The 25,690-nt window shown below is 71.0% G+C and carries 17 protein-coding genes, 1 tRNA gene and 5 pseudogenes; 14 read left to right on the forward strand and 9 right to left on the reverse strand.

All coding sequences use genetic code 11. The annotated features are described in order from the left end of the window. Nucleotides 1-12: 12 nt before the first annotated feature. Both QFZ82_RS20780 and QFZ82_RS20785 read right to left on the reverse strand, forming a co-directional pair. A complete protein-coding gene (locus tag QFZ82_RS20780; RefSeq protein ID WP_373429433.1) occupies nt 13-1,110 on the reverse strand; it encodes a metallophosphoesterase in 1,098 nt (365 codons plus the stop codon). A gap of 161 nt (nt 1,111-1,271) precedes the next feature. Beyond that, on the reverse strand, nt 1,272-2,384 hold the full coding sequence (locus QFZ82_RS20785; protein WP_307714591.1) for a LacI family DNA-binding transcriptional regulator: 1,113 nt from the start codon (nt 2,382-2,384) through the stop codon (nt 1,272-1,274). A 359-nt stretch (nt 2,385-2,743) separates the two neighbouring features. Here QFZ82_RS20785 and hisC point away from each other — a divergent pair, with 359 nt between their 5' ends. Next, nucleotides 2,744-3,823 carry a histidinol-phosphate transaminase gene (gene hisC, locus QFZ82_RS20790; protein WP_307714592.1) on the forward strand — a complete coding sequence of 360 codons (1,080 nt, stop codon included), beginning with the start codon at nt 2,744-2,746 and terminating at the stop codon, nt 3,821-3,823. A 25-nt stretch (nt 3,824-3,848) separates the two neighbouring features. On the opposite strand, the pseudogene QFZ82_RS20795 reads toward hisC, so the two are convergent. Beyond that, nucleotides 3,849-4,260, reverse strand: a pseudogene (locus tag QFZ82_RS20795) (cyclophilin-like fold protein). A 200-nt stretch (nt 4,261-4,460) separates the two neighbouring features. Here QFZ82_RS20795 and QFZ82_RS20800 point away from each other — a divergent pair. From QFZ82_RS20800 to QFZ82_RS20820, 5 genes and pseudogenes are all read left to right on the forward strand, one after another. After that, entirely contained in the window at nt 4,461-5,966 is a 1,506-nt protein-coding gene (locus QFZ82_RS20800; protein WP_307717789.1) for a cytochrome ubiquinol oxidase subunit I, read from the forward strand. A gap of 21 nt (nt 5,967-5,987) precedes the next feature. Beyond that, nucleotides 5,988-6,990: pseudogene (gene cydB, locus QFZ82_RS20805) on the forward strand (cytochrome d ubiquinol oxidase subunit II). 15 nt (nt 6,991-7,005) lie between these two features. Beyond that, nucleotides 7,006-10,563, forward strand: coding sequence for a thiol reductant ABC exporter subunit CydD (cydD, locus tag QFZ82_RS20810; RefSeq protein ID WP_307714593.1), 3,558 nt, complete (start codon nt 7,006-7,008; stop codon nt 10,561-10,563). A gap of 109 nt (nt 10,564-10,672) precedes the next feature. Beyond that, nucleotides 10,673-10,873 (forward strand): annotated as a pseudogene (locus tag QFZ82_RS20815) (histidine kinase); the annotation flags it as partial. Between the two features lie 125 nt (nt 10,874-10,998). Further along, complete coding sequence (locus QFZ82_RS20820) at nt 10,999-12,162, forward strand: M23 family metallopeptidase (RefSeq protein ID WP_307714594.1); 1,164 nt, start codon at nt 10,999-11,001, stop codon at nt 12,160-12,162. Nucleotides 12,163-12,231: 69 nt separating this feature from the next. On the opposite strand, the gene QFZ82_RS20825 is transcribed toward QFZ82_RS20820, so the two are convergent. Continuing rightward, nucleotides 12,232-13,095 carry an HAD family hydrolase gene (locus QFZ82_RS20825; RefSeq protein WP_307714595.1) on the reverse strand — a complete coding sequence of 288 codons (864 nt, stop codon included), beginning with the start codon at nt 13,093-13,095 and terminating at the stop codon, nt 12,232-12,234. Nucleotides 13,096-13,187: 92 nt separating this feature from the next. On the opposite strand from QFZ82_RS20825, the gene QFZ82_RS20830 reads away from it, so the two are divergent. After that, nucleotides 13,188-14,087: an LLM class flavin-dependent oxidoreductase gene (locus tag QFZ82_RS20830; protein WP_307714596.1), complete on the forward strand. Its 900-nt coding sequence runs from the start codon at nt 13,188-13,190 to the stop codon at nt 14,085-14,087. An 89-nt stretch (nt 14,088-14,176) separates the two neighbouring features. On the opposite strand, the gene QFZ82_RS20835 is transcribed toward QFZ82_RS20830, so the two are convergent. From QFZ82_RS20835 to QFZ82_RS20845, 3 genes and pseudogenes are all read right to left on the reverse strand, one after another. After that, nucleotides 14,177-14,749 carry an RNA 2'-phosphotransferase gene (locus QFZ82_RS20835; protein WP_307714597.1) on the reverse strand — a complete coding sequence of 191 codons (573 nt, stop codon included), beginning with the start codon at nt 14,747-14,749 and terminating at the stop codon, nt 14,177-14,179. Nucleotides 14,750-14,876: 127 nt separating this feature from the next. Next, nucleotides 14,877-15,580, reverse strand: a pseudogene (locus tag QFZ82_RS20840) (MerR family transcriptional regulator); the annotation flags it as partial. A 26-nt stretch (nt 15,581-15,606) separates the two neighbouring features. Beyond that, nucleotides 15,607-17,399 (reverse strand): annotated as a pseudogene (locus QFZ82_RS20845) (SDR family oxidoreductase). Nucleotides 17,400-17,700: 301 nt separating this feature from the next. Between QFZ82_RS20845 and QFZ82_RS20850 the strand changes: the two are divergent. The 7 genes from QFZ82_RS20850 (at nt 17,701) to QFZ82_RS20880 (ending at nt 23,242) form a co-directional block, all read left to right on the forward strand. After that, nucleotides 17,701-18,666 carry an ABC transporter ATP-binding protein gene (locus QFZ82_RS20850; protein WP_307717790.1) on the forward strand — a complete coding sequence of 322 codons (966 nt, stop codon included), beginning with the start codon at nt 17,701-17,703 and terminating at the stop codon, nt 18,664-18,666. Next, on the forward strand, nt 18,663-19,565 hold the full coding sequence (locus tag QFZ82_RS20855; RefSeq protein WP_307714598.1) for an ABC transporter permease: 903 nt from the start codon (nt 18,663-18,665) through the stop codon (nt 19,563-19,565). Before QFZ82_RS20850 ends, QFZ82_RS20855 begins: the two co-directional genes overlap by 4 nt. Then, a complete protein-coding gene (locus QFZ82_RS20860; protein ID WP_307714599.1) occupies nt 19,562-20,473 on the forward strand; it encodes an ABC transporter ATP-binding protein in 912 nt (303 codons plus the stop codon). Before QFZ82_RS20855 ends, QFZ82_RS20860 begins: the two co-directional genes overlap by 4 nt. Before the next feature lie 17 nt (nt 20,474-20,490). Continuing rightward, nucleotides 20,491-21,210 carry an ABC transporter permease subunit gene (locus QFZ82_RS20865; protein ID WP_307714600.1) on the forward strand — a complete coding sequence of 240 codons (720 nt, stop codon included), beginning with the start codon at nt 20,491-20,493 and terminating at the stop codon, nt 21,208-21,210. 265 nt (nt 21,211-21,475) lie between these two features. Next, nucleotides 21,476-22,165 (forward strand): hypothetical protein, encoded by a 690-nt coding sequence (locus QFZ82_RS20870; protein ID WP_307717791.1) that lies wholly within the window; start codon nt 21,476-21,478, stop codon nt 22,163-22,165. Between the two features lie 108 nt (nt 22,166-22,273). After that, nucleotides 22,274-22,894 carry an NADPH-dependent F420 reductase gene (locus QFZ82_RS20875; protein ID WP_307714601.1) on the forward strand — a complete coding sequence of 207 codons (621 nt, stop codon included), beginning with the start codon at nt 22,274-22,276 and terminating at the stop codon, nt 22,892-22,894. Nucleotides 22,895-23,155: 261 nt separating this feature from the next. Further along, nucleotides 23,156-23,242: transfer RNA gene (locus QFZ82_RS20880), tRNA-Ser, on the forward strand. 3 nt (nt 23,243-23,245) lie between these two features. On the opposite strand, the gene QFZ82_RS20885 is transcribed toward QFZ82_RS20880, so the two are convergent. Further along, nucleotides 23,246-24,058 (reverse strand): HAD family hydrolase, encoded by an 813-nt coding sequence (locus QFZ82_RS20885; protein WP_307714602.1) that lies wholly within the window; start codon nt 24,056-24,058, stop codon nt 23,246-23,248. Beyond that, a complete protein-coding gene (gene serS, locus QFZ82_RS20890; RefSeq protein ID WP_307714603.1) occupies nt 24,055-25,332 on the reverse strand; it encodes a serine--tRNA ligase in 1,278 nt (425 codons plus the stop codon). The genes QFZ82_RS20885 and serS overlap by 4 nt, the downstream gene beginning before the upstream one ends. Between the last annotated feature and the right edge of the window lie 358 nt (nt 25,333-25,690).

Raw genomic sequence — 25,690 nt, forward strand, 5'->3', positions numbered from 1 at the left:
CCGCCGCCCCGGTCAGCCCCGCAGCGGGAGTTGCTGGACAAGAAGCTTTCCGGCCATGGTCACTCCGCCGTCCATGGCGATGGCCAGATTGTCCGCGTACACATGGGGACTCTCGACGACGGGACGCTCGCCGTCCTCGCCGTCCTCGGTGCCGACCTCGCCGAGGAGGTACGGGATCGGGCTGTGGCCGTGCACCACGCGCGTGCCGCCGTACGCGGACAGCAGTTCGCGCACGGCCTGTGGGCCGCCTTCGTCGCGGAAGGCGAAGCGCTTGGTGAACTTGCGGAACAGGTCCCAGCACTCGTCGGCGTCATTACGGGTGAGGATCGCGTGCACCGCGTCGTTGACGTCCTCGATGGTCGAGCCGTATTCGAGGTAGGCGGTGGTGTCGGAGTGGAGCAGCAGATGGCTGTCCTCCTCCACGATCGCGTCGAGCCGGGCCATCCACTGCAGGTGGACCTCCTGCAGCCGGTCCATGTCGTACTTCTGGCCGCCGTTGAGCAGCCAGGCCGCCTGGAAGGTGGCGGTGCCCGCACCTGAGTTGACGGGGGTGTCGCCGAAGCGCTTCGCGCCGATCAGCAGCAGCTCGTGGTTGCCCATGAGCGCCTTGCAGTAGCCGCCGGCGGCCGCGGCCTCTCCGGAGAGCCGCATGACCAGGTCGATGACGCCGATGCCGTCGGGACCGCGGTCGGTGAAGTCGCCGAGGAACCACAGCCGGGCGTTGCCCGCGCACCAGCGGCCCTCGGAGTCGATGAGGCCCTTCTCGGCGAGGGCGGCGACGAGCTCGTCGAGGTAGCCGTGGACGTCGCCGACGACGTAGAGCGGGCCGAGGCCGTCGGGCGCGGGCGGGTCGTCCACGGCGACCTGCACCTGGACGGTGTCGCCCGGTCCGCCGCGGGTGATCACGGGAAGGTCGCGCGCGGTGGGGGTGTAGCCCTCCGGCGGCTCGCCCTCGGGGAACGCGTTGCCGGGGTGGCCCGCGTGGCCGGGGTCCACGGACTGCGACTGCACGGGAACCTGCGCGTACGGCGGTACGCGGAAATCGCGCAGCGTCGCCGTCCGCACCACGGGTCCTTGACCGGCCCCCTGAGTCATCGACCCCTCCACCACCGTCGCGCCGCCGTTCACCTCTCGGCCCAGCCTGGTCGGGGTGGTCCGCGGTGTCGTTCGCCCATCATAGGAATGAGCCCGGCGGTGTGTGACGCACCAGGGGTGGTGAATCCTTTCGCACCCCCTGGTTCATCGGCCCTTTCGTCCCGAATTGAGTTGGTCTAGTCCTTCGCCGGGGATCGTGGCGCGCTCACCGTGGTGCGCGGAGGGCGGCGCTGCGAGGACGTCCTGACGATCAGTTCGGTCGGTATCACCTGCTCGACCGGCCGGTCCTCGTCGATCCCCTCGATGGCGTCGATCAGCAGCTGGACCACGGCCGTGCCGATCCGGCGGGGCTTGAGCGACAGCGTCGTGATCGGCGGCTCGGTGGTCGCGTACACGGTCGACTCGCTGCAGCACACGAGCAGCAGGTCGTCGGGGACGCGCAGGCCGTACCGCCTGGCCGCGGCCAGGAGGTCGGTGCCGTTGGGGTCGAAGAGGCCGTAGACGGCGTCGGGCCGGTCCGGCCGGGCGAGCAGCCGGTCGGCGGCGACGGCACCCGCGCAGGGGTCGTGCGCCGGGTAGGACTCGTAGACCGGGTCCTGGCCGACGCGTTCGCACCAGTCGAGGTAGGCGGTGGTCGACAGCCGGGTGTAGGTGTCGGTGGTGGTGCCCGTGAGCAGGCCGATCCGGCGGGCGCCGGCGGCGGCGAGGTGGTCGAGCAGGCCGAGTACGGCGGCTTCGTGGTCGTTGTCGACCCAGGCGGTGACCGGGAGCGTGCCGGCCGGGCGGCCGTCGGAGACGACGGGCAGACCCTGGCGCGCCAGCTCGGTCACGACGGGGTCGTGGTCGGAGGGGTCGATGACGACGGTGCCGTCGAGGGCGACGTTCGACCAGACGTCGTGGCGTGAGGTGGCGGGGAGGATGACGAGCGCGTAGCCGCGGGCGAGTGCGGCGGACGTGGCGGCTCTGGCCATCTCCGCGAAGTACGCGAATTCCGTGAAGGTGAAAGGTTCATCCCCGTAGGTCGTCACGGTCAGGCCGATTAAGCCCGACTTCCCGGTTCTGAGTGTGCGGGCCGCGGCGGAAGGGCGGTAGCCCAGCCGGTCGGCGACCTCGCGGACATGTCGACGGGTGGCGTCCGGGAGCCTCCCCTTGCCGTTGAGCGCGTCGGAGACAGTCGTGATGGAGACTCCGGCTGCGGCGGCGACGTCCCGGATGCCCGCCCGGCCTTGCCGGCTGCCCCGGCGGGATGTGTCCGTCCGGCTCACCTGGTGCTTCCCTGCTGCTGTCATGGCGAGCCGATAGTAGGGCTCGCGCGGTGGGTCTGGCCGGTCGCATATGCAGGCGTTGACAGGCACGTTTTTGCATGATCATTAGAGCTCAAACTCAATGGATATCAAGGGAGTTGGGGGTGAGTGGCTCAATGTGTCGGGTATCCGGCCGCATGGGCCTGTTGGGGGGCCCAGGTTGCGAAGAGGTCTCAACTCACCACTACGAGGGATGCGCGCCACGGCGTGAGCTACCGGCGTGCGCCAGGGTGGCGCGCTCCCCCTTTTCCTCGCCTGCGGCCATTCGCAGCAGCCGGGAATCCTCATAAGGTGAGGAGTATTGGTGAGCGGTACCGAACATGCATGATCGAGGAGGACCTGCGGTGAGCGAGACGAGCCCCAAGCTGCGCGCCGAGCTGGACGGCATCCCCACGTACAAGCCCGGCAAGCCGGCGGCGGCCGGCGGCCCGGTCGCCTTCAAGCTCTCCTCCAACGAGAACCCGTACCCGCCGCTGCCCGGCGTCATGGAGAGCGCCCTGGCCGCGGCGCGGAACTTCAACCGCTACCCCGACATGGCCTGTACCGGCCTGATCAGTGAGCTGGCCGAGCGGTTCGGGGTCCCCGCCACGCACCTGGCGACCGGCACGGGCTCGGTGGGCGTCGCCCAGTCGCTGCTGCAGTCCACCTCGGGCCCAGGCGACGAGGTGATCTACGCCTGGCGCTCCTTCGAGGCGTACCCGATCATCACGCAGATCAGCGGTGCGACGTCCGTGCCGGTGCCGCTGACCCCGGGTGAGGTGCACGACCTGGACGCGATGGCGGACGCGATCACCGACCGGACCCGGCTGATCTTCGTCTGCAACCCCAACAACCCGACCGGCACCGTGGTGCGCCGGGCCGAGCTGGAGCGCTTCCTGGACCGGGTGCCCTCGGACGTGCTGGTCGTGCTGGACGAGGCGTACCGCGAGTTCATCCGCGACGCGGACGTCCCGGACGGCATCGAGATCTACCGCGACCGCCCCAATGTGGCGGTGCTGCGCACGTTCTCCAAGGCATACGGGCTCGCGGGGCTGCGGGTCGGCTTCGCGATCGCCCATGAGCCGGTGGCCGCCGCCCTGCGCAAGACCGCGGTGCCGTTCGGCGTCTCGCAGCTCGCGCAGGACGCGGCCGTCGCCTCGCTGCGGGCGGAGGACGAGCTGCTGGGACGGGTCGGCTCGCTGGTGTGCGAGCGCATCCGCGTGCACGAGGCGCTGGTGAAGCAGGGCTGGACGGTCCCGGAGACGCAGGCCAACTTCGTCTGGCTGCGGCTCGGCGAGCGCACGCTGGACTTCGCGGCCGCCTGCGAGAAGGCGGGCGTCGTCGTGCGGCCGTTCGCGGGCGAGGGCGTGCGCGTGACGATCGGCGAGGACGAGGCCAACGACCTGTTCCTGCACACCGCCGAGACGTTCCGCGCGTCCCTCTAGGTCTCGGGCCCGATCGGTCCAGCTCTCAGGCCCGGTCGGTCGCGACCTGTTCCACCCGGACCGGGTCGCCGTCGCGGACGCACGCGAGCCGGCGCGGGTCGCCGTCGATGCGGCCGAGGACATTGCACGGGCTCGCGAGACGGCACTCTCCCCCACACTCCCGTTCGGGGGGACCCTCAGCCCCGGGAGATGGGCGTCGGACCGTAGGGCAGAGCCAGGGCGTCGCCGTCGGTCCAGAAAGCGACCATGCCCGGCTCGACGACCTGGCGCGCGTCCGGTTCCGGGGCGGGGGAGACGGGGGTCTCGAAGTAGACCTCCTCTCCCCAGGTCCGCGCGGTCACGGAGAACGGCAGAACCCCCATGAGCGCCTTGCTCGTGGGGGTTTCGTCGATCGTGGCGGTCAGCTGCCCGGTGGGCCAGGAGATGCGTATCCGCATGCCCAGGATTCAACGATATGTTGAAAATTTTGGGAAGAGGACCTCTATGGGGACCCCGGTAGGCACTACGGATTTCGTTTAAGCCATAATTGCTTGTGAATGTGAACGCGTTCACAAGCTCGCCCGTCTTGATCCCGTATGGAAGGGAATGGGTGGGCGACCGCGGTGACCACGCCGATGTAAGGAGAGACGACGTGGACCTGAACCTGGCGCTGGCGCCCGAGACCTTGGCGCGCTGGCAGTTCGGCATCACCACCGTCTACCACTTCCTCTTCGTGCCCCTGACGATCTCGCTCGCCGCGCTCACGGCCGGACTGCAGACGGCCTGGGTGCGGACGGAGAAGGAGAAGTACCTCAGGGCCACCAAGTTCTGGGGCAAGCTGTTCCTGATCAACATCGCCATGGGCGTGGTGACCGGGATCGTGCAGGAGTTCCAGTTCGGCATGAACTGGTCCGACTACTCGCGCTTCGTCGGGGACATCTTCGGTGCGCCGCTCGCCTTCGAGGCACTGATCGCGTTCTTCTTCGAGTCGACGTTCATCGGCCTGTGGATCTTCGGGTGGGACAAGCTGCCCAAGAAGATCCATCTGGCCTGCATCTGGATGGTCTCGATCGGCACGCTGCTGTCGGCGTACTTCATCCTCGCGGCCAACTCCTGGATGCAGCACCCCGTCGGCTACCGGATCAACGAGGAGAAGGGCCGCGCCGAGCTGACCGACTTCTGGGCGGTCCTGACCCAGAACACCACGCTCAACCAGGTCTTCCACAGCTTCTCGGCGGCCTTCCTGACCGGCGGCGCCTTCATGGTCGGCATCGCCGCCTTCCACCTGATGCGCAAGAAGCACATCCCGGTGATGCGGACCTCGCTCCGGCTCGGCCTGGTCACCCTGGCGGTCGGCGGCCTGCTCACCGCGGTCAGCGGGGACACTCTCGGCAAGGTCATGTACGAGCAGCAGCCGATGAAGATGGCCGCCGCCGAGGCACTGTGGGACGGCGAGGAGCCGGCGCCCTTCTCCGTGTTCGCGTACGGGGACGTCGACAAGGGGCACAACAAGGTCGCCCTGGAGATCCCCGGCCTGCTGTCCTTCCTCGCCCACAGCGACTTCGACTCGTACGTGCCCGGCATCAACGACACCAACAAGGCGCTGCAGGAGAAGTTCGGTCCCGGTGACTACAAGCCCATCGTCCCGGTCGCCTACTGGGGCTTCCGCTGGATGATCGGCTTCGGTATGGCCTCCTTCTCCCTCGGCCTGCTGGGCCTGTGGCTCACACGGACGAAGTTCCTGCTGCCGGCCGCCCTGCGGACCGGGGAGGACAAGGTGCCGCACCTGGTACTCCTGCGAAAGCCGCTCGGGACAAGGCTCACCCGGCTGTACTGGCTCCTGGCGCTCTGGACGATGGCGTTCCCGCTGATCGCCAACTCCTGGGGCTGGATCTTCACCGAGATGGGCCGGCAGCCCTGGGTCGTCTACGGCGTGATGCAGACCCGGGACGCGGTCTCCCCCGGTGTGTCCCAGGCGGAGGTCATCACCTCGATGACCGTCTTCACCCTGCTCTACGCGGTGCTCGCCGTGATCGAGGTCAAGCTGCTCGTGAAGTACGTCAAGGCGGGACCGCCCGAGCTGACGGAGGCCGACCTCAACCCGCCCACCCGGATCGGCGGCCACGACCGTGACGCCGACCGGCCGATGGCCTTCTCGTACTGAGTCCGCTGAGGAGCTTGAGGCATGGAACTCCACAACGTCTGGTTCGTACTCATCGCCTTTCTGTGGATCGGCTACTTCTTCCTGGAGGGTTTCGACTTCGGAGTCGGTGTCCTGACGAAGCTGCTCGCCCGTGACCGGGCCGAGCGCAGGGTGCTGATCAACACCATCGGGCCCGTCTGGGACGGCAACGAGGTGTGGCTGCTGACCGCGGCCGGTGCGACCTTCGCGGCCTTCCCCGAGTGGTACGCCACTCTCTTCTCCGGCTTCTACCTGCCGCTGCTGCTGATCCTGGTCTGCCTGATCGTGCGCGGTGTCGCCTTCGAGTACCGGCACAAGCGGGACGAGGAGCGCTGGCAGACCAACTGGGAACACGCGATCTTCTGGACGTCGCTGCTGCCCCGCCGTGCTGTGGGGCGTGGCGTTCGGCAACATCGTGCGCGGCGTGAAGATCGACGAGAACAAGGAGTACGTGGGCGGGCTGATCGATCTGCTCAATCCGTACGCGCTGCTGGGCGGGCTCGTGACGCTCACTTTGTTCACCTTCCACGGCACGGTCTTCGCCACGCTGAAGACGGTGGGGGACATCCGGGTGCGGGCCAGGGCGCTGGCGCTGAAGCTGGGGCTCGTCACCGCCGCCGTGGCGCTGGTCTTCCTGGCCTGGACGCAGGCGTCCCGAGGCGACAGCACCAGTCTGGTCGCCATGGTGGTCGCCGTCACGGCGCTGGTCGGTGCGGTCGGAGCCATCAGGGCGGGACGCGAGGGATGGTCGTTCGCGCTGTCGGGAGTGACCATCGCGGCGGCCGTGGCGATGCTGTTCCTGGCGCTCTTCCCGAACGTCATGCCCTCCACGCTCGACGACGCCTGGAGCCTGACGGTCACCAACGCCTCGTCGAGCCGGTACACCCTGAAGATCATGACCTGGCTGGCGGCGGTCGCCACACCGCTGGTGCTGCTCTACCAGGGCTGGACGTACTGGGTGTTCCGCAAGCGGATCGGCGTACAGCACCTCGCCGACTCCCACTAGCGAGGGATGTTTCACGTGAAACCGATCGACCCCCGGCTCCTGCGGTACGCCCGTGCCACCCGCCTCTTCCTGGGTGCGGTGGTGGTTCTCGGCCTCGTCGGCGCGGTGCTCGTCATCGCGCAGGCGATGCTCATCGCCGAGGTCGTGGTCGGCGCCTTTCAGCGAGGGCTGACCGTGTCGGGGCTGTCGGCGCCGCTGGTGCTGCTGGCGGCCGTCGCGGCCGGCCGTGCGCTCGTCTCCTGGCTGACCGAGCTGGCTGCCCACCGGGCGAGCGCGGCGGTCAAGTCGGAGCTGCGGGGCCGGCTGCTGGCGCGGGTGGCCGAGCTGGGCCCCGGCCCGGTGGGCGGCGCCGGCCCGGCCGGGGGCGGCACCGGTGCTCTGGTCACGCTCGCGACGCGCGGCATCGACGCCCTGGACGACTACTTCTCGCGCTACCTTCCGCAGCTGGGGCTCGCGGTCGTGGTCCCGGTCGCCGTGCTCGCCCGGATCGTGACCGAGGACTGGGTCTCGGCCGCGATCATCGTGGTGACGCTGCCCCTGATCCCGCTGTTCATGGTGCTCATCGGCTGGGCCACCCAGTCCCGGATGGACCGTCAGTGGCAGTTGTTGTCACGGCTCTCCGGACACTTCCTGGACGTCGTGGCCGGACTGCCGACGCTCAAGGTGTTCGGGCGGGCCAAGGCGCAGGCGGAGTCGATCCGGTCGATCACCACGCAGTACCGGCAGGCGACGGTCCGCACGCTGCGGATAGCGTTCCTGTCGTCGTTCGCGCTGGAGCTGCTGTCCACGCTGTCGGTGGCACTGGTGGCCGTCGGCGTCGGCATGCGGCTCGTCCACGGCGAACTCGATCTGTACACCGGCCTGGTGATCCTCATCCTCGCCCCCGAGGCGTATCTGCCGCTGCGCCAGGTCGGAGCGCAGTACCACGCGGCGGCCGAGGGTCTCGCGGCCGCCGAGGAGATCTTCGAGGTGCTCGGCACCGAGCCGACGCGCACCGGTGGCGGGCCGGTCCCGGACGAGCTCCGGCTGGAGTTCGACGCGGTGACCGTACGCCGTCCCGGGCGCGACGAGGCCGCTCCCTGCGCGGCCTCGCTCGTGGTGGAACCCGGCGAGACGGTGGCCGTGGTCGGGGAGAGCGGCGTCGGCAAGTCGACGCTGCTGGACGTGCTGATGGGGTTCGTGGAACCGACCGAGGGGCGGGTGCGGATCGGCGGCACCGACCTCGCCGCCGTCGACCCTGAGCTCTGGCGGCAGCAGATCGCCTGGGTGCCGCAGCGCCCGTACCTCTTCGCCGGGACGATCGCGGAGAACGTACGGCTGGCCCGCCCGGACGCCGACGACGCGGCGGTGCGCGCCGCCCTGCGGGAGGCGGGAGCGTACGACTTCGTCAGCGCACTCCCCCAGGGCGCGGGCACGGTACTCGGCGAGGACGGCGCGGGGCTGTCCGCCGGACAGCGGCAACGGCTCGCGCTCGCCCGGGCGTTCCTGGCCGACCGGCCGCTGGTGCTGCTCGACGAGCCGACCGCCGCGCTCGACGGCATGACGGAGGCGGGCGTCGTCGAGGCCGTGGGCCGGCTGGCGCAGGGGCGCTCGGTCCTGCTCGTGGTCCACCGCCCGGCCCTGCTGGCCGTGGCGGACCGGGTGGTCACGCTCACCCGCGCCGACGGCGGTTCCGCCACGGGGCACGGTGACGCCGGACCGGCGCAGGCGCCCGCGGCGGTCCGGCCGGACGAGGAGACCGTCGTGGAGCCGTCCGGTGCACGGGCCGGCGCCCCGGACGGCGTACGGTCTCCGCTGCTGAGAGTCCGTGCGGCGGCGGACGGACTGCGCGGCCGGCTCGCCCTGGCCCTGCTGCTGGCAAGCCTCGCCCTCGGATCGGCGGTCGGGCTGATGGCCGTGTCCGGATGGCTGATATCCCGGGCGTCCGAACAGCCGCCGGTGCTCTACCTGATGGTGGCGGTCACGGCCACCCGCGCCTTCGGCATCGGACGGGCCGTCTTCCGGTACGCCGAGCGACTGGTCTCCCACGACGCGGTGCTCCGCATGCTCGCCGAGACGCGGGTCGCGGTCTACCGGCGGCTGGAGCGGATCGCGCCCGCCGGGCTGCGGCGGACCCGGCGCGGGGACCTCCTCTCGCGGCTGGTCGCCGACGTGGACGCCCTCCAGGACTACTGGCTGCGCTGGATGCTTCCGGCGGGCGCGGCCGTCGTCGTCGGCGCGGCCTCCGTCGGGTTCACCGCCTGGCTGCTGCCCGAGGCGGGGGCCGTCCTCGCCGCCGGCCTGCTGGCCGCGGGCGTGGGCGTGCCGCTGCTGAGCGGGGCTGTCGCCCGGCGGGCCGAGCGGCAGCTGGCGCCGGCGCGCGGAGTGCTCGCCACCACGGTGGCCGACCTGCTGCGCGGAACGGCCGAACTGACCGTCGCCGGGGCGCTGCCGCGGCGGCTCGCGGCCGCGCGGGACGCGGACCGGAACCTGACCGGCATCGCCGCGCGCGGAGCGGCAGCCACCGCACTCGGCGGCGGGCTCTCGTCGCTGATCTGCGGCCTGACCGTGGTGGGTGCCGCGTTCGCCGGCATCCAGGCGGTGCACGACGGCCGGCTCACCGGGGTCTGCCTGGCGGTCGTGGTCCTCACACCGCTCGCCGCCTTCGAGACGGTCGTCGGACTGCCGCTCGCCGTGCAGTACCGCCGCCGGGTCGAGCGCAGCGCCGAGCGGGTGCACGAGGTGCTGGACGCGCCCGTGCCCGTGCACGAGCCGTCGCACCCGGCCGCACCGCCCGCCACCGCTTTCCCGCTGGAACTGCGCGGGATCGGCGCCCGGTACGCCGGGCAGGAGGCGGACGCGCTGAGCGGCGTCGACCTGACGCTCACGGCGGGCAGGCGGGTGGCCGTCGTCGGCGCCTCCGGGTCGGGGAAGACCACGCTCGCCCACGTACTGCTCCGCTTCCTCGACGCCGGCTCGGGGACGTACACGCTCGGCGGCGTCCCGGCCGAGGCCCTGGAGGGCGACGCGGTACGGCGTCTCGTGGGGCTGTGCGCCCAGGACGCCCATATCTTCGACAGCACGCTGCGGGAGAACCTGCGCCTCGCACGTCCGCAGGCCCCGGAGGACGAACTCCGGCGGGTGCTCGGCGAGGCCCGCCTGCTGGACTGGGCCGACGCGCTGCCCGAGGGGCTCGACACGCTCGTGGGAGAACACGGAGCCCGCCTCTCCGGCGGCCAGCGCCAACGGCTCGCCCTGGCACGGGCGCTGCTCGCGGACTTCCCGGTGCTCGTCCTGGACGAGCCCGCCGAGCATCTCGACCTGGCGACCGCCGACGCGCTCACCGCCGACCTGCTCGCGGCCGCGGAGAAGCGGAGCGGCGCGGGCCCGGCGACCGTACTGATCACGCATCGTCTGCGTGGTCTGGAGGCCGTCGACGAGATCGTGGTGCTGGAGGCGGGGCGCGTCGTGCAGCGCGGACCTTACGACGCGCTCGCCCTGGTGGAGGGGCCGTTGCGGTCGATGCTGGAGCGGGAGCGGGCCGCCGACGCCCACGCCTCCCGACTCTCTGCCTCACCCGCCTCGACAGCATGACCATGCCGTCGCCGGGGGAGCCGTCCGACACCGCGGACCGGGGCCAGCGGGAGATCGTTGCGGTCTCCTCCGACACCCCGGTCATGTCGCGCGGAGTGGTGATCCCCGGACCGCGGCACTGCCCGCCGGGACGGACGGCGTGCGGATGACCGTGGCCGACGACGGCGTGGACATCCCGGACGGGGGCCGGCGCAGCGGGCTGCGCGATCCGGCGCGCCGGGCCGAGTCATGGGGTGGATCGAGCGGCGTCGGACCGGGCACCGGGGACGGCGGCGCGGCCACGACGGTTTTCTGGGAGGCATCGCTGTAGGTCCCGCAGGACCGTTCGGCGGGCGTCTGTCGCCCGAGCGCGGTGCCTGCTGGGCCAGGTGGCCGTACGACACCGCACCGTTGCCCGACTTGGCGGCGAAGCCGGGCGACGATCACGGAATGTGCTTGAGACACCGTGACAGGCTGATGATCGTTCCGGTGGTGCTGTGCACGCTCCTCGGTGCGCCGGCATCCGCCGCGGCGTCCGAGAAGCCGAAGCTGTCGGCCGCCGCTTCCGAGCTGCCGCCCGTCCCTGACCAGCCCGAGCCGCCGGTCCCTGACCAGCCAGCCCCTCCCGTACTCGACCGGCCCGCGCCCCTCGCCCCGGAGGCCGATCAGCCCGCGCCCCCCGTCGCCGTCGAAGTGGCACGGCTGTTCGCCGACGCGGCCAAGGCCACCGCGGCGTACGAGCGGAGCAGCCGCGCGGCGGAGGCGCAGCGCGTCACGGCCGAGAAACTCCAGTCCAGACTGGCGGAGCAGAGGGCAGAGCTCGGAGCCATCCACGACTCGATCGGCGGCGTCGCACGCGAGCAGTACCGCACCGGCGGTTCCCTCGCCCACACCGCACGGCTTCTGCTCGCCGACAACCCCGACGCGCTGCTGCGCGGCTACCGTGTCGCGGCGCAGACGGAGCGGGCGGTGAACCTGCTGCTGGAGCGCGCCCGGCTGGCCGAGCGGCAGCTCGGACGGGCCGAGCAGAAGGCGCAAGCCGCCTGGCGGAATCTCGCCACGCGCAACGCGCAGCTCGCGGTGGTCAAGCGGGGCATCGAGGCGAAACTGGAGACCGCGCAGTGGCAGTTGCAGAGCCAGGCCGACGCCAGCGTGGCGGCGGGCTCCTGCGCGGGCGCCGTACGCCTCGAGCAGCCCGAGCTGCCCGAAGGCGGGCCCGAGTGGGTCACGCCCGTCGAGGACTACAGCCTGTCCGCCGGGTTCGACAGTGTCGGTGAGCGCTGGGCTCGGCGGCACACCGGGCAGGACTTCGCCGTCGGCATCGGCGCGCCGGTGCGTGCGATCGGGGCGGGCCGGGTGGTCTCGGTGTCCTGCGGCGGCGGCTTCGGCATCGAGATCGTGGTCGAGCACCCGGGCGGCTACTACTCCCAGTACGCACACCTGGCCGGGGTGACCGTGGACCAGGGCGAGCAGGTGCGCACCGGGCAGTGGATCGGTCAGGCCGGCACGTCGGGCAACTCGACGGGGCCGCACCTGCACTTCGAGGTGCGGCTCACGCCCTACCTGGGGTCGGGAGTCGACCCGCTGGCCTGGCTGCGGTCGCACGGCGTCCCGCTGTAGCGCAGCCGTCGCGCCGGCGACCGGCAGCCCGTCCCCGGCGACCGTAGCCCGGCCGGGGCCGGTGCCCGGTCAGCCCCGCGCCCGCGCGTGCTGGGTGAGGATCTGCTCGATGACGACGGCGACACCGTCGTCGTTGTTGGCGACGGTCCGCCCGGAGGCGGCGGCGACGACGTCCGGATGGGCGTTGCCCATCGCGTACGAGGTGCCTGCCCAGGTCAGCATCTCCACGTCGTTGGGCATGTCCCCGAAGGCCACGACCTCGTCGGACGAGATCCCGCGCTCCGCGCAGCACAGGGCGAGCGTGCTGGCCTTGCTCACGCCCAGGCCGCTGATCTCCAGCAGCGCGGTCGGGCTGGAACGCGTGACGGAGGCGAGGTCCACGGTGGCCGTGCGGGCCAGTGCCAGGAACCCGTCGGGGGTCAGCTCGGAGTGGTGGGCCAGCAGCTTGAGCACGGGGGCGCCCAGGCCGGGCCGCGGTTCGTGGAGCAGCTTCTCGGCCGTGGCGACGGTCGCGCCCGGGTCGAGGTGGAAGGGCGGGTACTCCGGCTCGTAGTGGATGCCGGTCGCCAGTTCGACGGCGAACGACGTGCCGGGGGCCGCGGCCCGCAGGGCGGTCACCACGTCGAGCGCGTTCGCCCTCGGCAGGTCACGGATCTTGAGCAGCTGCCCGCCGGAGTGCAGGTCCACGACGGCCGCGCCGTTCGCGCAGATCGCGAGACCGTGGCCGTGGACGTGGTCGCTCACGACGTCCATCCAGCGGGCCGGGCGGCCGGTCACGAAGAAGACCTCGATCCCGGCCTCCTCGGCGGCGGCGAGTGCGGCGATGGTCCGGTCGGAGACGGACTTGTCGTCGCGCAGCAGTGTGCCGTCGAGGTCGGTGGCGATCAGCCGGGGCGTCGCGGGCAGGTGGCGGGGATCGGTAGCTGAGGTCACTGGGACATTCTCCCGTACCGGGTGCACGGGCGTGCGGGAGGGCGCACATCTGAGGGGGCGGCTTCCCTTGCGCCGCCGCGTACGCTCGATGCATGCGTTTGAGTACTGTGATCCTTCCCGTACGACCCTGGCACGACGGCGGCCGCGACCAGTGGCTGCGCGCCGAGCAGCTCGGCTTCCACGCCGCGTACACCTATGACCACCTGTCGTGGCGGACCTTCCGGGACGGGCCCTGGTACGGCGCAGTGCCGACGCTGACCGCCGCTGCGGCCGCGACCGAGCGGCTGCGGCTGGGCACGCTCGTGACCTCCCCCAACTTCCGGCACCCGGTGACCCTCGCCAAGGAGCTGATCTCCCTGGACGACATCTCCGGCGGCCGGATCACGCTCGGTATCGGCGCGGGCGGTGTCGGCTTCGACGCCACGGCCCTCGGGCAGGAGGTGTGGACGCCGCGGGAGCGGGCCGACCGGTTCGCCGAGTTCGTGCCGCTGCTCGACAGGCTGCTGACCGAGGAGGCCGTCACTCACGAGGGGACCTTCTACTCGGCGGTCGAGGCGCGCAACATCCCCGGCAGCGTCCAGCGCCCGCGGCTGCCGTTCGCCGTCGCCGCCACAGGCCCGCGGGGACTGAGGCTCGCCGCCGCGCACGGGCAGGCGTGGGTGACGACCGGTGACCCGAAGCTGTTCGAGACGGGGACGCCCGAGCAGTCGATCGAGGCCCTCCGCGGGCAGATGGACAAGCTGTCGAAGGCATGCGCCGACATCGGCCGGGACGAAGGCGAACTGGAGAAGATCCTGCTGACCGGGTTCACCCCCGACCGGGGGCGGCCGCTGGAATCGCTGGACGCGTTCGTCGACTTCGCGGGCCGGCACCGCGCGCTCGGTTTCGACGAGATCGTGATCCACGCGCCCATCCCCGACTCGGTCTTCGCCGCCGACCAGGCCGTCTTCGAGCAGATCGCGACGGAGGCCCTGGGACAGCTCCGCCGCTGACCGGCGGAGGCGTCCCCCCGCCCCGGCCACACGACCGCTCGCAGCACGGCGGCGCAGGGGCGCCGGGGGAGCGAGACGGGCGGGGGCCGCTAGGCACCCGGGAAGCGGATGAACTCCGGGGGCACCGAGGCCGTCAGCCACACGCCGTTGGCGCTGACACGGAAGACATGGCCCGCCCGGTGCAGCGCGCCGGCGTGCACAGCCAGCACCACAGGGCGCCCCCGGCGGGCGCCGACGCGGGTGGCGGTCTCCCGGTCGGGCGAGAGGTGGACGTCGTGGCGGTTCATCGGGCGCAGTCCCTCGGCGCGGATCGCGTCCAGGCTGCGCGCGACGGTGCCGTGGTACAGGTACTCGGGCGGTTCGGCCGGCGGGAGCCCGAGATCGACCTCCACCGTGTGGCCCTGGTTGGCGCGGATACGGGCTCCGTCGACGGTGAAGCGCTTCTTGTCGTTGACGGCCACGACATGGTCGAGCTCGGCGCGGGTGAAGCGGAAGCCATGCTCCGCTGCCGCGCGCATCAGCTCGTCGATCGGCACCCAGCCGTTCGCGTCGAGGGTGATGCCGATCCGCTCCGGCTGGTGCCGCAGATGCTTCGAGAGGTACTTCGACACCTTGACGGTGCGCCGGTCGTCCGGGGAGGCGCCGACGGGTCTTGCGTTCATACCTTCAGCGTGCCCCGACGATGTCGGCCACGCCACTGGAAATTTTTGCGCCTCAGATGTTTGATCCACAACCAACTGCGCTTATCCACAGGGAGATTGGCGGATCTGTGGACAACTGCCTTTGGTTTTACCCTATTTGACCAAATCCTCTTTCACCATTGCGTGTTGCGGTGAGTGACTCCAACGTCCGTGCCCGCACCTCCCGTTCGGCGGCTGCCGCGATGAACGCGGAGGCCTGCGCCTCGCCAACCGGCTTCCGTGCGGCGACCATTGTGCCCTCGGGCAGCATCACCGGACGCTGCTCCTGCTCGGCAGGCGCCGGGCCGCCCGCCGACAGTTGCCGCGGGACCGGGTGGCGAACACCCGCATCGCACGCGCGAGTTCCGCGTCGACCGTCTGCTGGGCGAGCGGGTGAAGACGCCGGACCAGAACGGCGGCTTCCGCCGCTTCCGCGTCCGTCGGCGGCTGGTGCGCCGGAAACCCGGCGAAGACGTGCTCGGCGGTGAACTCCAGGAAGCGCGCGGCGATGTGCTCGAACTGGCCCCGAAGCTCCCTGAGGTGAACGGAGATTGCTGGCAGCGGCACACCGGCGGCGTGCAACTGGACATCCACGTATAGCGCTTGCGGGCTCGGTACCAGGAACTCGTCCTCGCGGCCCGTGATTCGTTCCAGCACGCCGAGCTCCACGGCGTCGGCGAGCGACTGTTCTTCGGCCGAACACTCCGAATTTCACGGCCAGTTCGTCCCGGGTGACGCGTGCCGCTCCTCGTCGGTCCACGGCCCCTGCACCTCGGCAACGAGCCCGAGCACCCCGCCCAGGCCGCGGCCCGCGACCTCGATCCGGTACTCGGCGCCGCTCACAGGGGAGGTTCGATCCGGGCGAGCGCGCGCAGTACCCTCGGCGCGAACCGCGCCATGACACGGGCGCCCCGTGCCTCCGGCGTCACGGGCACCACGGCCTCGTTCCTCATGACGGCCCTCAGGACGGTCTCGGCGACCTTCTCCGGCGGGTAGTTGCGCAGCCCGTACAGCCGGGCCGCCTTCTTCTGCCGTCGCTTCTGCTCCGCCTCGTCCGCCCCGGCGAAGCGCGCCGTCGCGGTGATGTTGGTGTTCACGATGCCGGGGCAGATCACGGAGACGCCGATGTCCCGGCCGGCGAACTCCGCGCGCAGGCACTCGCTGAGCATCAGCACGGCCGCCTTGGACGTGCTGTACGCGGGAAGCGTCCGGGACGGCAGATAGGCGGCGGCCGACGCGATGTTGACGATGTGGCCGCCCTGGCCGCGCTCCGCCATCCGGCCCCCGAAGAGCCGGCAGCCGTGGATCACGCCCCACAGGTTGACGTCGAGGACCTTCTTCCAGTCGTCGGTGCTCGTGTCGAGGAACGAGCCCGACAGGCCGATTCCGGCGTTGTTGACGAGGACGTCCACCCCCCCGTACTCCGTGGTGACCTTCTCGGCCAGCTTCTCCATCGCCTGCTCGTCGCCCACGTCGACGGTCTCCGCCCAGGCGTCGGCCGCCCCTGTCAGCCGCGCCAGCTCCGCGGTCCGGGCGGCGCCCTCCGCGTCCCGGTCCACCGTCACGACGCGCGCCCCGGCCTCGGCGAAGGCGAAGGCGGTGGCCCGCCCTATGCCGCTCGCCGCACCCGTCACGAGCACGAGCCGGCCGCCGAACCGAGCCGGCCGCCGAACCGCTGTGCGTACGGCCCCTGCGCCGCTACCGAGGAAGGAGGGCCCGAGGGGGCCGTGCCGGACTCGTGGGCCGTGACGAAGTCGCCGATCCAGGCCGCCATTTGGTCAGGGCGGGTGCGCGGCACCCAGTGCTTGGCGGCCAGGGTGCGGCGGGTGAGCCGGGGCACCCAGGCGTCGAGTTCGTCGTAGAGCCGCTCCGACAGGAAGGCGTCACCGGCCGGCGTGATCAGCTGGACCGGCGCGTGCGCGTAGGCGTCGGCGCGGGGGCGGCGCAGCCGCGCCCGGACGTTGTCCCGGTAGAGCCAGGCCCCGTGCGCCGCGTCCTGGGGCAGCGAGGCCGTCGGACAGTTCCCGGCGGGCACGCGCTCGACTCGCTCCAGCATCCTGGGCCACCGCTTGCCCAGCGGCCCGCGCCAGGCCCGCTCCGGCAGCACCGGTGTGTGCAGCAGGTACACGTACCAGGGCTTGGCGCCCTGGCCGAGGAGCTGTCCGACGCGGCGCGGGGTGGGCCGGCGCATCCGCCGCTTGATCCAGTGCCCGAAATGGTCCAGGGACGGCCCGGACACGGAGGTGAACGAGGCGATGCGGCCCTCGGTGCGCCGGACCGTGACGAACTCCCAGGACTGCACCGACCCCCAGTCGTGCCCCACGAGGTGCACCGGCCGGTCCGGACTCACCGCGTCGGCCACGGCGAGGAAGTCGTCCGTCAGCTTCTCCAGCGTGAAGCCGCCGCGCAGCGGGACGGGGGCGGTGGAGGCGCCGTGGCCCCGGACGTCGTACAGCACGACGTGGAAGCGGTCGGCGAGCCCGGCCGCGACCTCGGACCAGACCTCCTTGCTGTGCGGGTAGCCGTGCACCAGCAGCACGGTCGGCCGCGTCTCGTCGCCCAGCTCGGCGACGCACAGCTCGACACCGCCCGTACGGACCCGGCGCTCGCGCGCCCCCTGCAGACCGCTCACCGGATCATCTCCCCTCCGCCCGGCACGGCACCTGCGGCAGGCCGTCGGCCCCCCGGCACGGGACCACGCCACCGTCCGTCTCCCGGGCGACTACGAGCCGTAACGTCACACCGACGAATGCGACCATGCCCGGCGATCACGTCAAGGGGTGTGCGCGGCCTGTGGAAAACCCCGGACCCCCGAGGTGAGGTCGCCTCAGGTCGCATCGCCCCTACGGGTCCGTACCTCTCGAGTCGGACGCACATCGGGACGCGAGGCTGACGTCAGGTGTGGCGGCCGCCACTACCGTCGAAGCGTGACTGTGATCGCGACCGAAAGCCTGAGCAAGCGGTTCCCGAGGGTGACCGCGCTTGACCGGCTCTCGTTGGACATCGGCCCCGGTGTGACCGGCCTGGTGGGCGCCAACGGAGCCGGCAAGTCCACGTTGATCAAGATCCTGCTGGGTCTGTCCCCCGCCACCGAGGGCCGTGCCGCCGTGCTCGGACTCGACGTGGCCACGAGCGGAGCGCAGATCCGCGAGCGCGTCGGCTACATGCCCGAGCACGACTGCCTGCCACCCGACGTCTCGGCCACCGAGTTCGTCGTCCACATGGCGCGCATGTCGGGACTGCCGCCGACGGCCGCCCGCGAGCGCACCGCCGACACGCTGCGCCATGTCGGCCTCTACGAGGAGCGCTACCGCCCCATCGGCGGCTACTCGACCGGCATGAAGCAGCGCGTGAAGCTGGCGCAGGCCCTCGTCCACGACCCGCAGCTCGTCCTCCTCGACGAGCCGACGAACGGACTCGACCCGGTCGGCCGCGACGAGATGCTCGGCCTGATCCGCCGCATCCACACCGACTTCGGCATCTCGGTCCTGGTCACGTCCCACCTCCTCGGCGAACTGGAGCGCACCTGCGACCACGTCGTCGTCATCGACGGCGGCACGCTGCTGCGCTCCAGTTCCACGAAGGACTTCACGCAGACCACGGCCACCCTCGCGGTCGAGGTCACCGACTCCGAGACGCACCCCGACGGCACCGCCGCGCTGCGGGCCGCGCTCGCCGCGGCCGGGGTCACGCTGCACGAGCGGACCGAGGAGGGCCTGCCCGGCGCGGGCCACATCCTGCTGCTCGAGGCGGCCGGCGAGGAGACGTACGACATCGTCCGGGACACCGTCGCCGACCTCGGCCTCGGTCTCGTCCGGATGGAACAGCGCCGTCACCACATCGCGGAGGTCTTCCGCCCGGAGACGGCCGACCGGCCCATGGAGGTGCAGACCCGGTGAGCACGCAGACCCCCGGGGCCCCGGAGACCACGCGGATCCACAACATCGGGTACCGCACCTACGACGGCCCCCGCCTCGGCCGCGCCTACGCGCGCCGCTCGCTCTACTCGCAGTCGCTGCGCGGCGCGTACGGCCTCGGCCGCTCCGCCAAGTCCAAGGTCCTGCCGATGATCCTGCTCGGCATCATGTGCCTCGTGGCGGCGATCATGGTGGCCGTCGCGATCTCGGTGCCCTCGATGTCGGACCTGCCGGTGGAGTACACCCGCTACGCGATCATCATGCAGGCGCTGATCGCCCTGTTCCTGGCGGCGCAGGCACCGCAGTCCGTCTCACGCGACCTGCGGTTCAAGTCGGTCCCGCTGTACTTCTCGCGTCCCATCGAGCGCGTCGACTACGTGGTCGCCAAGTTCGCGGCGATGGCCTCCGCGCTCTTCGTCCTCACGGCCACGCCGCTGGTCATCCTTTATCTGGGCGCGCTGCTGGCGAAGTTCGACTTCGCCGACCAGACGAAGGGCTTCGCGCAGGGCATGGTCTCCGTGGCTCTTCTCTCCGTCCTCTTCGGCGGCATCGGCCTCGTGCTCGCCGCCTTCACACCGCGGCGCGGTTTCGGCGTCGCCGCCGTGATCGCGACGCTCACCATCACCTACGGCGCCGTGTCCACGGTCCAGGCCATCGCCTGGGAGACCGGCTCGGCGGGTGCCGTCCCGTGGCTGGGCCTGTTCTCGCCGGTCACGCTCATCGACGGGGTGCAGAGCGCGTTCCTCGGCGCCACGTCCGCCTTCCCGGGCGGCGAGGGCCCGGGAACCGGCGCCGGCGTCGTCTACCTCCTCGTCGTCCTCGCGCTCGTCGCCGGCTCGTACGCCGTGCTGATGCGCCGCTACCGGAAGGTCGGCCTGTGACAACGGTCAACATCGAGCACGCGTCGCGCTGGTTCGGCAACGTGGTGGCCGTCAACGACGTCACCATGGCGATCGGCCCCGGCGTCACCGGTCTCCTCGGCCCCAACGGCGCCGGAAAGTCCACCCTCATCAACATGATGGGCGGCTTCCTCGCCCCCTCCACCGGCACCGTCACTCTCGACGGCCGGCCGATCTGGCGCAACGAGTCGGTCTACCGGCAGATCGGCGTCGTTCCCGAACGGGAGGCGATGTACGACTTCCTCACCGGCCGCGAGTTCGTCGTCGCCAACGCCGAACTGCACGGCCTGGGCGATCGCGAGGCCGCACGGGCGCTCGCCACGGTGGAGATGGAGTACGCCCAGGACCGCAAGATCGCGACGTACAGCAAGGGCATGCGCCAGCGCGTGAAGATGGCTTCCGCGCTCGTCCACGACCCGGCCGTGCTGCTGCTGGACGAGCCGTTCAACGGCATGGACCCGCGCCAGCGCATGCAGCTCATGGACCTGCTGCGCCGCATGGGCGCGGAGGGCCGCACCGTGCTGTTCTCCTCGCACATCCTGGAGGAGGTCGAGCAACTGGCCTCCCACATCGAGGTGATCGTCGCCGGGCGGCACGCGGCCAGCGGCGACTTCCGCCGGATCCGCCGCCTGATGACGGACCGCCCGCACCGCTATCTGGTCCGCTCCAGCGACGACCGGGCGCTCGCCGCCGCCCTGATCGCCGACCCGTCCACAGCCGGCATCGAGGTCGACCTCGGCGAGGGGGCGCTGCGCATCCAGGCCGTCGACTTCGGCCGGTTCACCGAGCTGCTGCCGAAGGTCGCGCGGGAGCACGGCATCCGGCTGCTCACGGTCTCGCCGTCCGACGAGTCCCTCGAATCGGTCTTCTCCTACCTCGTAGCGGCCTGAAAGGAGCTGTGACGTCCATGTACAACCCCACAGTCGCCCGGCTCACCTATCGGGCCGTGCTCGGCAGGCGCCGTGCCGCCATCCTGTTCGTGCTGCCTGCTCTGCTGCTGCTGATCGCCGCCGCCGTGCGGACGTTCAACGGCGCGGACGACCAGGTCGCGGCCGACGTCCTGAGCGGGTTCGCCCTCGCCACGATGGTGCCGCTGATCGGCGTGATCGCGGGGACGGGTGCGATCGGCCCGGAGATCGACGACGGTTCGATCGTCTACCTGCTCGCCAAGCCGGTGAAACGGCCGACGATCATCTTCACCAAGCTGATCGTGGCGATCGCCGTGACCATGGCCTTCTCGGCCGTCCCCACGTTCGTCGCCGGCTTCATCCTGAACGGCAACGGGCAGCAGATCGCCATCGCCTGCACCGTCGCGGCCCTGGTCGCCTCCATCGCGTACAGCGCCCTCTTCCTGCTGCTCGGCACGGTCAGCCGGCACGCGGTGGTCATCGGGCTCGTCTACGCCCTGGTGTGGGAGACGCTGTTCGGCAGCCTGGTCCCCGGGGCCCGGACGCTCAGCGTCCAGCAGTGGTCCCTCTCGCTGGCCGAGAAGATCGGCGGCGAGGGGATGATCGGCTCGGACGTCGGCCTGCCCGCCGCCGTGGCGCTGCTGGCAGGGGTGACCGTGGCGGCGACCTGGTACGCGGGCCAGCGGCTGCGCGTGCTCAAGCTCGCCGGCGAGGAGTGACGGACGGCGCACGGCGGCCCCTGCCCTGTCGGGCGGGGGCCGGCCCGTTTCGCGTAACTGTACGTTTATCGGCTCGTTGTGCCCTGTGCGTGGAGGCAACTGGAGTGAGTGGCGTCGAGCGTTCGTGAAGTCGGGGATTGCCGGTGCCGGGGCGAGGGATCTCGGTCGGGCCGGTCATTGAGTGGGTTGCACCGTGAGCCGACCTCCGCCCCTGTGCCCGGGGAGAGGGCCGTCCATGGCCGGTTCCGGAACGGAAGGCATGCCCATGCCCACAGAAGTCGCCCTGCTCGAATCGCGCGCGATGCGCGACAGCGTCAAGGGGCACGTCGAAGTGCTCGACAAGGTGAAGGCGCTCCGGCTGCTGCCGGACGACATGCATGTGTCCACAGACGGCGTCGCGGGGTACTTCGAAGTATCCACAGCTGTCATCAGGCAGATGGCGTCACGGCACCGCGAAGAGCTCACCGAGAACGGGATGAAGGTGTTGCGTGGCTCTGACCTGCGCGAATATCAGAGTGACAAGTTGTCACTCTCATCCGAGGGTGGCGCGAGTTATCCACAGCGCCGCTCCAGCCTCACCCTCTTCACCCGCCGTGCCGTGCTCAACGTCGCCATGCTCCTGCGCGACAGCGACATCGCCCGGCGCGTGCGCACCTACCTCCTCGACGCGGAGGAGGGGTGGCGCGAGGGCTACGCGTCGCTCGACCGCCGAGTCACCGATGTCGAGCACTGCCTCGCCGGTGTGGGCACCGCGCTGCAGGAGCTCGGCCCGGTTCTGAACCGGATGTCGCAGCGACTCGACAGTCTCGACCAGCGACTGGAGGCCACCAACCGTGTGGTCGGTGCGATGAGCAACCGGTTGTGCGAACTGTCCGACGACATGATCAGGATGGACGCGAGGATGGACGACTTCGCCCGCCAGCTCAGAGATCTCCGTCGCCGCAGGCGTCGCTGACCGCCCGCTGCCGACCACCCGGCCGGTCGGGCCTACGTCCACAGCCCGACCGTGTCCGGGCATGTAGCCCGATACGGCCGGGGCCGTGCGCCGCCTAGCGTCACATCCATGACGAACATCGCGATCATCGGCACAGGAAACGTCGCCAGAACACTCGCGGCCGGCGCCGCACGCACCGGGCACGACGTGGTGCTCGGCTCCCGCGACCCGCAGAACAGGAAGGACCTGGACCACCCCGTGGTCACCGTGGCCGAGGCGGCCGCACACGGGGACATCGTCGTCAACGCCACGCCGGGGACCCCCGAGAGCGTCGAACTCCTCGCCTCCGTGCGGCCGCAGCTGGCCGGCAAGGTGCTGCTCGACGTCACCGTCGCCCTGACGCCCGCCATGGAGCTGGTGCACCACAACGACAGCGTGGGGGAAATCCTCCAGCGGGCGCTGCCGGACACCAAGGTCGTCAAGACACTGTGCACCATGGACGCCTCGGTCATGGTCCGTCCCGAGCTCCTGACCTCACCGGGCACGGTCTTCCTGTCCGGGTACGACGCCGGGGCCAAGGAGCGCGTCGGCGAACTGCTGGAGGACTTCGGCTGGCCGGCCGCCTCCCGGCTCGACCTCGGCGGCATCGCCACGGCCCGGGGTCAGGAGCACTTCGCGCTGCTGTTCGTGGGGGTGGCCACCGCGCTCGGCGCGCACGTCTTCAACGTGGAGGTACTGCGGGCTCGCTGACGAGAAATCCGTTGGCGCCGAACGCCCCTACCGGGCAGAGTGGTTGAAGCCGGTACCGCACATCCGTGCGAGGTGCCGGTGCGACCGACCGGGAGAGGAGTGCGGCGATGACCGAGAGTTCGAGTCGAGGTCCGTTGTGCTCCCGTCGGGGCGGCACCGGGCAGGCCGCGGAGTAGTCATCACCCTCCGCACGGCCGGCCGGAGCGGCTGCCCAGGGGGCGGCCGCTTCGAGCGCGCATCCGCGCGGGCCGCCCCCCTCCCGGAGGATTGGCCGAGTGGTAAGGCAGCGGCTTGCTAAGCCGTCGTCAGGGCTCCGACCCTGCGCGCGTTCGATCCGCGCATCCTCCGCCGTCAGCCCCGGAGCAGGTGCTCCAGGACCACCGCGATGCCGTCGTTCTCGTTCGACGCCGTGATCTCGTGGGCCACAGCCTTCAGTTCGTCGTGCGCGTTCGCCATCGCCACGCCGTGCGCGGCCCAGCCGAACATCGGGATGTCGTTCGGCATGTCGCCGAAGGCGATCGTGTCCGCGCCCCGTACGCCCAGCCGGCGCGCGGCCAGCGACAGGCCCGTGGCCTTGCTCAGGCCCAGCGGCAGGATCTCCACGATCCCGGCGCCCGCCATCACCACGTCCACGAGACTGCCGACCACCGCCCTGGCCACCGTCGCCAGCTCGTCGTCCGCCAGCGTCGGATGCTGGATGTAGACCTTGTTCAGCGGAGCGGCCCACAGGTCGGCCGGGTCCTTCATCGGCACGTACGGAAGCGGGCCTTCCTGCACCCGGTAGCCCTCGCCGATCAGCACGTCGCCGTCGAGCCCGTCCCGGCTCGCCGCCAGCAGCAGCGGGCCGACCTCCGCCTCGATCTTGGAGAGGGCGAGCCCGGCCAGCTGCCGGTCGAGAGTGACCGACGTCAGCAGCCGGTGCTCGCCCGCGTGGTAGACCTGCGCCCCCTGCCCGCACACGGCCAGGCCGCCGTAGCCGAGGTCGTCCAGGATGTGCCGCGTCCACGGCACAGCGCGCCCGGTGACGACGATGTGCGCGGCACCCGCCGCGGTGGCCGCGGCGAGCGCGTCACGGGTGCGCTCCGAGACGGTCTCGTCGCCACGCAGCAGCGTGCCGTCCAGGTCCGTCGCGACGAGCTTGTACGGGAAGGGGGCGGGACTCACTTGGAGATCGGCTCCAGCACCTCGCGGCCGCCGAGGTAGGGACGCAGGACCGCGGGGACGTGCACCGAACCGTCGGCCAGCTGGTGGTTCTCGAGGATCGCCACGATGGTGCGCGGCACGGCGCACAGCGTGCCGTTCAGCGTCGCCAGCGGCTGCACCTTCTTGCCGTCGCGCATGCGGACGGACAGGCGGCGCGCCTGGAAGCCGTCGCAGTTCGAGGCGGAGGTCAGCTCGCGGTACTTGCCCTGGGTCGGGATCCACGCCTCGCAGTCGTACTTGCGCGAGGCCGAGGCGCCGAGGTCACCCGTGGCGACGTCGATCACCTGGAACGGCAGCTCCAGGCCGGTCAGCCACTGCTTCTCCCACTCCAGCAGCCGCTTGTGCTCGGCCTCGGCGTCCTCCGGAGCGACGTACGAGAACATCTCGACCTTGTCGAACTGGTGGACCCGGAAGATGCCGCGGGTGTCCTTGCCGTACGTGCCGGCCTCGCGGCGGAAGCAGGGCGAGAAGCCCGCGTACCGCAGCGGCAGCTTGTCGCCGTCGATGATCTCGTCCATGTGGTACGCGGCGAGCGGGACCTCGGAGGTGCCGACCAGGTAGTAGTCGTCCTTCTCCAGGTGGTACACGTTCTCCGAGGCCTGGCCGAGGAAGCCGGTGCCCTCCATGGCGCGCGGGCGGACCAGCGCCGGGGTGAGCATCGGGACGAAGCCGGCCTCGGTCGCCTGGGCGATCGCTGCGTTGACGAGGGCGAGCTCCAGGAGGGCGCCGACGCCGGTCAGGTAGTAGAAGCGCGAGCCCGAGACCTTGGCGCCGCGCTCGACGTCGATGGCGCCGAGCGCCTCGCCGAGCTCCAGGTGGTCCTTGGGCTCGAAGCCCTCGGCGGCGAAGTCGCGGATCGTGCCGTGCGTCTCCAGGACGACGAAGTCCTCCTCGCCGCCGACCGGAACGTCCGGGTGGACGATGTTGCCGAGCTTGAGCAGGAGCTGCCTGGTCTCCTCGTCGGCGTCGTTCTGCGCGGCCTCGGCGGCCTTGACGTCGGTCTTGAGCTGCTCGGCCTTCTTCAGAAGCTCGGCGCGCTCATCGGGAGAGGCCTTGGGGATGAGCTTGCCGAGCGACTTCTGCTCGGAACGCAGCTCGTCGAAGCGGAGGCCCGAGGACCTTCGCCGCTCATCGGCGGAGAGAAGTGCGTCGACGAGGTCGACATCCTCTCCACGGGCGCGCTGGGAGGCGCGAACACGGTCGGGGTCCTCACGGAGCAGGCGAAGGTCAATCACCCCACCAGGCTACCGGTGCCGACTCGGGCCACCCCACCCGATATTGCCTTGCGTGTCACTTTGCCCGAATTGCCGGAATCGATAAAAGTGAGGCAATTCCTCGCCCTGGGCGCCAATTCCCCGGATCCCTGTCCGGATCGTGGACCGCTTGTCCACAGACATTCGGTGGGAAGCGCGGTTATCCACAGGGTGTGCGAACCGTCTGTGGACTATGGAATTGATCATTCCGAAAGGTGCGTGAGTGCCCGAGGATTCGGTGATCAAACCGTCCCCACACACTCATTCGGGTGGGAATTCCTCGCCCTGAAGGGTTGATCAAGGGAATGAGAGTGACAGGAGTCGACCTGTCGCTCTGTGG

It is taken from the genome of Streptomyces sp. V4I23, from assembly GCF_030817975.1.
Lineage (GTDB): Bacteria > Actinomycetota > Actinomycetes > Streptomycetales > Streptomycetaceae > Streptomyces.

Bases quoted from the DNA above. Each gene is read 5' to 3' on its own strand.
- QFZ82_RS20785 (WP_307714591.1), bottom strand. From the start codon at position 2,384: ATGACAGCAGCAGGGAAGCACCAGGTGAGCCGGACGGACACATCCCGC.
- QFZ82_RS20830 (WP_307714596.1), top strand. From the start codon at position 13,188: ATGCGTTTGAGTACTGTGATCCTTCCCGTACGACCCTGGCACGACGGC.
- QFZ82_RS20835 (WP_307714597.1), bottom strand. From the start codon at position 14,749: ATGAACGCAAGACCCGTCGGCGCCTCCCCGGACGACCGGCGCACCGTC.
- QFZ82_RS20865 (WP_307714600.1), top strand. From the start codon at position 20,491: ATGTACAACCCCACAGTCGCCCGGCTCACCTATCGGGCCGTGCTCGGC.
- QFZ82_RS20870 (WP_307717791.1), top strand. From the start codon at position 21,476: ATGCCCACAGAAGTCGCCCTGCTCGAATCGCGCGCGATGCGCGACAGC.
- QFZ82_RS20875 (WP_307714601.1), top strand. From the start codon at position 22,274: ATGACGAACATCGCGATCATCGGCACAGGAAACGTCGCCAGAACACTC.